Source organism: Corallococcus carmarthensis, from assembly GCF_003611695.1.
Taxonomy (GTDB): Bacteria; Myxococcota; Myxococcia; order Myxococcales; family Myxococcaceae; genus Corallococcus; species Corallococcus carmarthensis.
The window spans coordinates 1-6,906 of the sequence record NZ_RAWE01000329.1 but is presented as its reverse complement, the minus strand read 5'-3'; the positions used below and the strand labels follow the sequence as shown (position 1 = coordinate 6,906).

At 71.0% G+C, this 6,906-nt stretch carries 8 protein-coding genes; 7 read left to right on the top strand and 1 reads right to left on the bottom strand.

What is annotated here, in order from left to right; all coding sequences use genetic code 11:
* Positions 1-22: 22 nt before the first annotated feature.
* The gene (locus tag D7X32_RS48010; RefSeq protein WP_208752728.1) at positions 23-352 is read right to left on the bottom strand and encodes a hypothetical protein; all 330 of its coding nucleotides are present in this window, start codon (positions 350-352) and stop codon (positions 23-25) included.
* 335 nt (positions 353-687) lie between these two features.
* Here D7X32_RS48010 and D7X32_RS42010 point away from each other — a divergent pair, with 335 nt between their 5' ends.
* The 7 genes from D7X32_RS42010 to D7X32_RS41980 form a co-directional block, all read left to right on the top strand.
* The gene (locus D7X32_RS42010) at positions 688-942 is read left to right on the top strand and encodes a hypothetical protein (protein WP_244239482.1); all 255 of its coding nucleotides are present in this window, start codon (positions 688-690) and stop codon (positions 940-942) included.
* 7 nt (positions 943-949) lie between these two features.
* Positions 950-1,276 (top strand): hypothetical protein, encoded by a 327-nt coding sequence (locus tag D7X32_RS42005; RefSeq protein ID WP_244239481.1) that lies wholly within the window; start codon positions 950-952, stop codon positions 1,274-1,276.
* 424 nt (positions 1,277-1,700) lie between these two features.
* On the top strand, positions 1,701-3,398 hold the full coding sequence (locus D7X32_RS42000; protein WP_120608125.1) for a serine/threonine-protein kinase: 1,698 nt from the start codon (positions 1,701-1,703) through the stop codon (positions 3,396-3,398).
* A gap of 124 nt (positions 3,399-3,522) precedes the next feature.
* Positions 3,523-4,476, top strand: coding sequence for a glutathione synthase (gene gshB / locus D7X32_RS41995; RefSeq protein ID WP_120608123.1), 954 nt, complete (start codon positions 3,523-3,525; stop codon positions 4,474-4,476).
* 2 nt (positions 4,477-4,478) lie between these two features.
* Positions 4,479-5,282 (top strand): tRNA1(Val) (adenine(37)-N6)-methyltransferase, encoded by an 804-nt coding sequence (locus D7X32_RS41990; RefSeq protein ID WP_244239480.1) that lies wholly within the window; start codon positions 4,479-4,481, stop codon positions 5,280-5,282.
* Between the two features lie 115 nt (positions 5,283-5,397).
* On the top strand, positions 5,398-5,904 hold the full coding sequence (locus tag D7X32_RS41985; RefSeq protein ID WP_120608121.1) for a DoxX family protein: 507 nt from the start codon (positions 5,398-5,400) through the stop codon (positions 5,902-5,904).
* Between the two features lie 111 nt (positions 5,905-6,015).
* A partial coding sequence (locus tag D7X32_RS41980; RefSeq protein WP_369333703.1) for a tetratricopeptide repeat protein occupies positions 6,016-6,906 on the top strand: 891 nt, incomplete at its 3' end.

Below are 6,906 nucleotides of genomic sequence, written 5' to 3'. Positions count from 1 at the left end.
ACTCGACTAGTCGTCGGCAGCGTCAGATGTGTAAAAGAGACAGCCCCACCAGCGTCGCCGTCAGCACGCCCGTGGCCTCCGGCCGGTAGGACAGCCGGACAGGGACCTCGCCCGGCACCATCCGCGTGGGCAGCCCCGCCGCGGAGAAGGGCGCCGCCAGCGCCGTCCACTCCACGTCCAGCGTCGTCCGCCCCGCGTTCACCACCCGGAGCTCCACCACCCGCTCCACCTGGGGATAGCTGGGCGGGAACGTCACGGACTCCTGGGAGACCCGCAGGAGGCTCCGGGCGCCCGTCAGCGGGGGTTCGTCCCGGCAGGCGCCCACGAAGGCCAGGAGGGCAGCCAGGGCCATTGCCAGGGCCTTGTCCGGCCTGGGCCTGGGTGCTGCGACCCCCGGCAAGCCCGTTGGAGCTCCCGGAAGGCCCGTCAGGCCCCCACTGCCCACCGTCCGCGTGCGCGCCATCGTGCCTCCTGCCTGCTGCCTATAGCACCGCTCTCCATCCCCCTGTCCCACGGCACCCCACCCCCCGGGGTTTCAGGATTGGGCACTCCCATGCCTGAGTTTTTTTCAGCCCAAAGGGTTTTGAGTCCTTCCAACCCCCCGGAACGACAGGCATGTCGCAGGGTACGGTTCTGGCAACGGCCGCGAGCATGACCCTGGCCGGCCCTTCGCACGTTTCTCCAGGATTGCAGGCATTCACGGTGCTCATCGCCCGGGGTGTGCAGTCCACCGTGGACGGGCTGTCGGCGGAGGTGCGGCAGGCGGTGCTGGCCGAGCTGTTCCGCATGGGCACTCGCGCCTCCGAGGAGCATTCTGGGCACACGCCCTGTCCGCCCTACACCCTGCGCCTGGACGTGGCGGACTGCCGGATGCACGTGGAGCTGGACCCGATGCGCACCCGCCTGTCCCTGACGGGCCTCACCCGGCCCCGGCCGCACTAGAGGAACCGTGAACGAGCGGTGGACGTATGGGCCGATGCTGCCCCGGCGCGCGGGCTACGAGGAGAGCTGGGAGCTCACCTACCGCGTGGAGCAGCTCCGGGAGCTGGTGGGCCAGGAGCTGCGCCTGGACGCCGGGCTCGCGGAGGAGCTGGACGACACCCTGGCCCGCTTGGTGATGCGCAACCAGCGCCTGCGCGCCCTGCATCGCATGATGTCCGCGGAGCGGGAGCCGGAGGACCTGGTCATGCACCGCGCCGCGCTGGAGGACCTGGACCGGCAGCTGCTCCAGGATCTGCCCGGGCTGCTGGAGCGGCTGCGCGCCACGCTCCTGTAGCGTCCCGTCGCCCGCCGTTCGCCGTCCCGCGGATGCCCGGCGGTTTCTCCCGCTTGTGCACCGCCCCCATCTTCTTCACCAGTCTAATTGGAGTATTGATCAACTGGTGGAAGCAGTAGGCGGCACGGAGTTGGGGACAAGTCAGCAAGCTCGCGGATTCATTCACGAATCGGCGATCTGCTACATGTGGGCAAGTTGAAGGTTTTCCCCGGGCATCCACAGCGTCGCTTCCGGGCCACGGGTTGTCCACAGGGCTGTCCACACCATCCACAGGTGATCCACAGGGACCTCAGGGGCTGGAGCCGGCATGCGTGCCGGCATGCGTGCCCCTCCTTCGCGGGCTCCACCGGCAAGGAAGGACCCCGGATGCAACAGCCCTGTTATGGTCCGGCCCGGCTTTGACACGACGCGGGCGCCATCCTTCATGGCGCTGGAGGATGAGCTCATCGACTTCCATCGGGGCGAGCGCATCGGGAAGTACGAGGTGCTCACGCAGCTGACCGTGGGCGGCATGGCGGAGCTGTTCCTGGGCTACACGTCGGGCCCGGGCGGCTTCCGCAAGTACGTGGTCATCAAGCGCATCCTCCCGGACGCGCGCTCCAATGATCAGTTCGTCCGCATGTTCCTGGACGAGGCGCGCATCACCGCGGCCTTCAACCACCCGAACATCGCGCAGGTGTTCGACCTGGGGGAGGAGGACGACGGGCTCTACCTGGCCATGGAGTTCATCGGCGGGCAGAACCTCAACCAGGTCACCAGCGCGTGCCTGAAGAAGCGCCAGCCGGTGCCGCTGGCCTTCACCCTGTCCGTGGCCCGCGACGTGTGCCTGGCGCTGCACTACGCGCACACCTTCACATCCCCCGGCGGTGAAGCGAGCCCCGTCATCCACCGCGACGTGGCGCAGAAGAACATCATGGTGACCTACGACGGCACCGTGAAGCTGCTCGACTTCGGCATCGCCAAGGCGAAGAACAGCCTGGAGCGCACCAACGTGGGCACGGTGAAGGGCACCACCGGCTACATGTCCCCGGAGCAGGTGCGCGGCGATCCGCTGGATGGCCGCAGCGACCTGTTCTCCGTGGGCGTGGTGATGCACGAGCTCATCACCGGCGAGCGGCTCTTCGCCGGGAAGACCGAGCGCGACGAGATGGTGAAGATCCTCGAGGACGCCATCCCGTGGCCCTCGGTGCTCCTGCCGCACATCTCCGAGGATATCTCCCGCGTGGTGATGCGCGCCCTGGAGCGCAACGTGGACCGCCGCTACCCGTCCGGGCGGGACATGGCGCGCGCCATCGAGAAGGTGGCCGGCGGCAAGCTGATGGACGCCGAGCAGCGCGCCGCCCTCATGAAGGGCCTGTTCGCGGAGCGCATGGCGGCCACGCGCTCGCTGCTGGAGAGCGCGGACGTCACGACGAGCAGCCAGGTGCTGGCGTCGGCGAAGCGCGCGCTCCAGAAGGACGACGGCCCCTACCTGCCGGAGCGCAAGGCCACCGCGCTCAGCGTCGTGGAGGCGCGCAAGAAGGCGGAGATCGCCAAGCTGCGCGCGGAGGAGTCCGGCAGCGACGAGACCGCGCCTCCGGTGAAGCGCTCGAAGCTGGGCGTCGTGTGGGCGTTGCTGTCCCTGTCGCTGTTCCTGGGGCTGGCCTACGGCGCGTTCCGCCTCACGAAGCTGCTGGAGGACGAGGAGAAGACGTCCCCACCCACGCCCATGGGCATGGGACCGATGATCCCCATCCGGCCGCCCAATGCTCCCGTGCCTGGCGAGGACGTGGCTGTCGCGGATGCGGACAAGGACAAGGACCGCGACAACAAGGACAAGGACCGCGACCGGGCAGGCGCGAAGGACCGGGACAACGACCGGGACGAGGCCACCTCCAACCGGGGCGGCCGCGGCCGGAAGGGCAAGGGCGAGGTGACGCTCTTCCTGGACGAGCCCGCGGAGGTCTTCCTCAACAACAAGTCCCTGGGCCGCACGCCGCTGGTGAAGCGCGCTCTGCCGGTGGGACAGGCGGAGCTGGTGCTGGTGGGCGAGGACAAGAAGCGCCGGGTGCTCGCGGTGCCGGTGGAGGCGGGCAAGCCCGTGCGCCTCAACCTCAAGCTGAGCGAGCTGCCCGGCCGCTGAGAGCCCGGAGCCCCTACCCTTCCCCCCTGCCCTGCCAGCAGGAGCCCGCGTCCGTCCCGGTGTGGACGAAGACGCGCTCGAAGGAGCGGCACGGGCGGAGGGGGTCCGCTATCTTCCGCCCCTCATGGCCCTCTCCCTTGGCTTCCTGATGGACCCGCTCGAGAGCGTGCGGGTGGACCACGACACGACGTTCTCGCTGATGCTGGAGGCACAGCGGCGGGGGCACGACGTCTACTACTTCGAACAGGGGTGGCTGCGCTTCAACGGCCGGTGCTCGGAGGCGCGCATGCGCCGGGTCCGGGTGCGCCGGGAGGTGGGGCACCACTTCGACGTGCTGAGCGAGGACGTGCGGCCGCTGTCGAAGCTGGACGTGCTGTTCCTGCGCAAGGACCCGCCGGTGGACGCGGACTATCTGCACGCCACGCAGCTGGTGGAGTTGTGTCCGGACCGCGCGCCCATCTTCATCAACAACCCGTCCGGCATCCGCGACGCGAACGAGAAGCTGTTCACGCTGAACTTCCCGGACCTGATGCCGGAGACGCGCGTGACGCGCGAGCTGTCCGTGGTGCTGGAGTTCGCGGCGAAGAACGCGCAGGGCACCATCCTGAAGCCCATCGACGGGTTCGGGGGCAAGGGCATCCTGTTCCTCGCGCCGGGGGACCGCAACGCGCGCTCCATGGTGGAGCTGCTCACGCAGGGCGGGAAGGAACCCATCCTCGCGCAGGCCTACGTTCCGGAGAGCCGCCTGGGCGACAAGCGCATCATCCTGGTGGACGGAGACCCGGTGGGCGCGGTGCTGCGCGTGCCGTCGGACGCGGACCACCGGGGCAACATGGCCGCGGGCGGCACGCCGATGAAGGCGGAGATCACCGCGCGGGACCTCCTCATCTGCAAGCGCCTCAAGCCGGCGCTCCAGGAGAAGGGGCTGACGCTGGTGGGCATCGACGTGCTGGGCGACTACCTCACGGAGGTGAACGTCACCAGCCCCACGGGCCTGGTGGAGGCCAGCCACCTGGACGGCGTCTCCTGCGAGGCGCGCGTGCTGGACGTGGCCGAGCGGATGCACGGCGCGCGCTGACCGTGGCCGCTTCCGACGGGTCCGCCCCTCTCGCCGCGCCGCTGGAGGACGGCGAGACGCTGGACTCCATTGGCACCGCGGACGTGCGCGTGTTCCAGCGCCGGACGGGTTACCGCTTCACGCTGGACGCGGTGCTGCTGGCGCACTTCGCGGCCACGGAAGGCGGCGACCTGCCCGGGCCGGTGCTGGAGCTGGGCGCGGGCAGTGGCGTGGTGTCGCTGCTGCTGGTGAAGCAGTTCGGCGTCGCGGGGCCCGTGGATGCGCTGGAGTTGCAGCCCGCGGTGCATGGACGGCTGACGCGCGCGGTGGCGCTCAACGGGTGCGAGGGCCGGGTGCGGCCGGTGCTCGGGGACCTGCGGCAGGCGCGGACGCTGTTCGCGCCCGGGGCCTACGGGCAGGTGGTGTCCAACCCGCCGTTCCGCCGGGCCCAGGCGGGCGTGGTGAGCCCGGACGCGGAGCGCGCCGTGTCCAAGTCGGAGGTGGCGTGCGACGCGCCCTCGGTGGTCGCGGCGGCGCGGCATGCCCTACGGCCCGGTGGGGGCGTGAGCCTGGTGTATCCGGCGGCGCGGCTGGCGGAGGTGCTTGGGGTGCTCGCGGGCGCGCGGTTGTTCCCTCGGGTGCTGAGGTCCGTGCACGCGCGGGTGGATGCGCCCGCCACGCGCTTCCTGGTGCAGGCGCTGCGGGACCAGGACCGGGGCCTGTCGGTGCGCGCGCCGCTCATCGTTCACGGGGAGGGACCCGGGGGGTACAGCGCGGAGGTGGCGGCGCTGATGGACGTGCCCCTGGCGGAGCGGGACGGGGGTTGAGTGCCCGGCCGCCGGGCGTGGGGCCCTGCGAGCGTCGGGGCCGGAGGGGCGGACGCATCACAACGTAAGGGGCACTTCACCCAGAGGACGCCTGCGTCCCGACGAGGAGAGCCCCATGAACGTGACGATGCTGAACGAACAACCGTCGTTGCTGAAGTCGGCCGCGCTGTTGCCGCCGCGCTTGTCGCTGGGCGCGACGATGATCCATCACGGCCTGGCGAAGCTGAAGAAGGAGGGCATCGAGCAGCAAGCGGGCATGTTCGAGCAGCTGGGCATCAAGCCCGGGAAGCCGTGGCTGCTGGCCACGGGCATCACGGAGCTGGTGGCTGGGGTGAGCTCCATCCTGGGCATCGCGACGCGCTTCACGGCGGTGTCGGTCATCGTGACGCAGGCAATGGCCATCGCGAAGGTGCACAGGAAGAACGGCTTCGACATCACCAAGGGCGGCTACGAGTTCAACGTGGCGCTCATCGCCATCGCGCTGGGGACGCTGATGCGCGGGCCGGGGCGGCTGTCGCTGCACAGCGCGTTGGAGCGGCGGGTGAAGCGCAAGGAGCTGAGGCACTTCCGGCTGTTGCCGCGCCAGCGCCGGGGCTCGGTGCTGCTCGACGCGCTCGGGTAGGCGGTGCCAGGGCCTTCCAGGGGTGTAGGGGTGTCGCCTGCCCGGCTGCTACCGAGCCGGGCCCGCCGGTGCCACCCCTGCCCCCGTCCCATCCCGTAAGATGCGCGGGCCATGGCCCCCCCGTCCGTCCTGCTGATGCTGGCGCTCGCCGCGCCCACCGCGTCCGTCCCCAACTTCTCCACAGCCGAGCCCTCCAGCACCGCGCGCCTCGCCGAAGCGGGCACGGCCTCCGTGCGCTCCGTCATCCGGAACGTGGGAGCCGGACAGCTCGAAGCCGCGGGCCTCGCGTCCGTGCGGAGCGCGATGGGAGAGTCGAGTGGCACGCGGCAACTGGATGCGGCGGGCCTCGCATCCGTGACGGCCGCCACGAAGACCCGTTCCGCTGTCGCGAGCACGTCGGGCGTTGTCAGGACCGCGAGCTTCGCGTCTCAGGCCGCGTCCTCCGGTGTGACCTTCGCGGGCGGCACGGCCTCCAGCGACTCCGCCACGACGGTTTCCATGCGGATGCCCGCGGGCCTCGCCGAGTCCATCCCGACGCCGCCCCCCGGGTCGTCGAACATGGTGCCGGCCACGGGCGCCGCGCCCGCCACGGCGCAAAGCCAGACAGACTCCCTCTCCGAGGCGGGCCGCATCGCCGTGGAGGCCAGCGTCGGCGCCCTGCGCGCCGCCGCCATCGCGATGCACGGCAAGGCCGCCGCGTCCGGCCTCGCCACCGTGGGCAACCCGGACGAGCACTACGCCCGGGGCGTGGCCGCCCTCCAGTCCAAGGACTCCCGCACCGCCATCACGGAGCTGTCCGCGTGCGTGCAGGCCGCGCCGTCCCGCGCCGACTGCCGCTGGGAGCTGGGCTGGGCGTACTCCGTCGAGGGCCGCTGGGCGGATTCCCTCACGCAGTGGACGCAGGTGCGCGCGCTCAATCCCAACCAGCCGGACCTGGAGGGCGCGCTCACGCAGGCCCGCAACCAGGCCGCGCTCCAGGCCCGGCTCGCGCAGCCCGTGGAC

Bases quoted from the DNA above. Each gene is read 5' to 3' on its own strand.
- D7X32_RS48010 (WP_208752728.1), bottom strand. From the start codon at position 352: ATGGCCCTGGCTGCCCTCCTGGCCTTCGTGGGCGCCTGCCGGGACGAA.
- D7X32_RS42000 (WP_120608125.1), top strand. From the start codon at position 1,701: ATGGCGCTGGAGGATGAGCTCATCGACTTCCATCGGGGCGAGCGCATC.
- gshB (WP_120608123.1), top strand. From the start codon at position 3,523: ATGGCCCTCTCCCTTGGCTTCCTGATGGACCCGCTCGAGAGCGTGCGG.
- D7X32_RS41985 (WP_120608121.1), top strand. From the start codon at position 5,398: ATGAACGTGACGATGCTGAACGAACAACCGTCGTTGCTGAAGTCGGCC.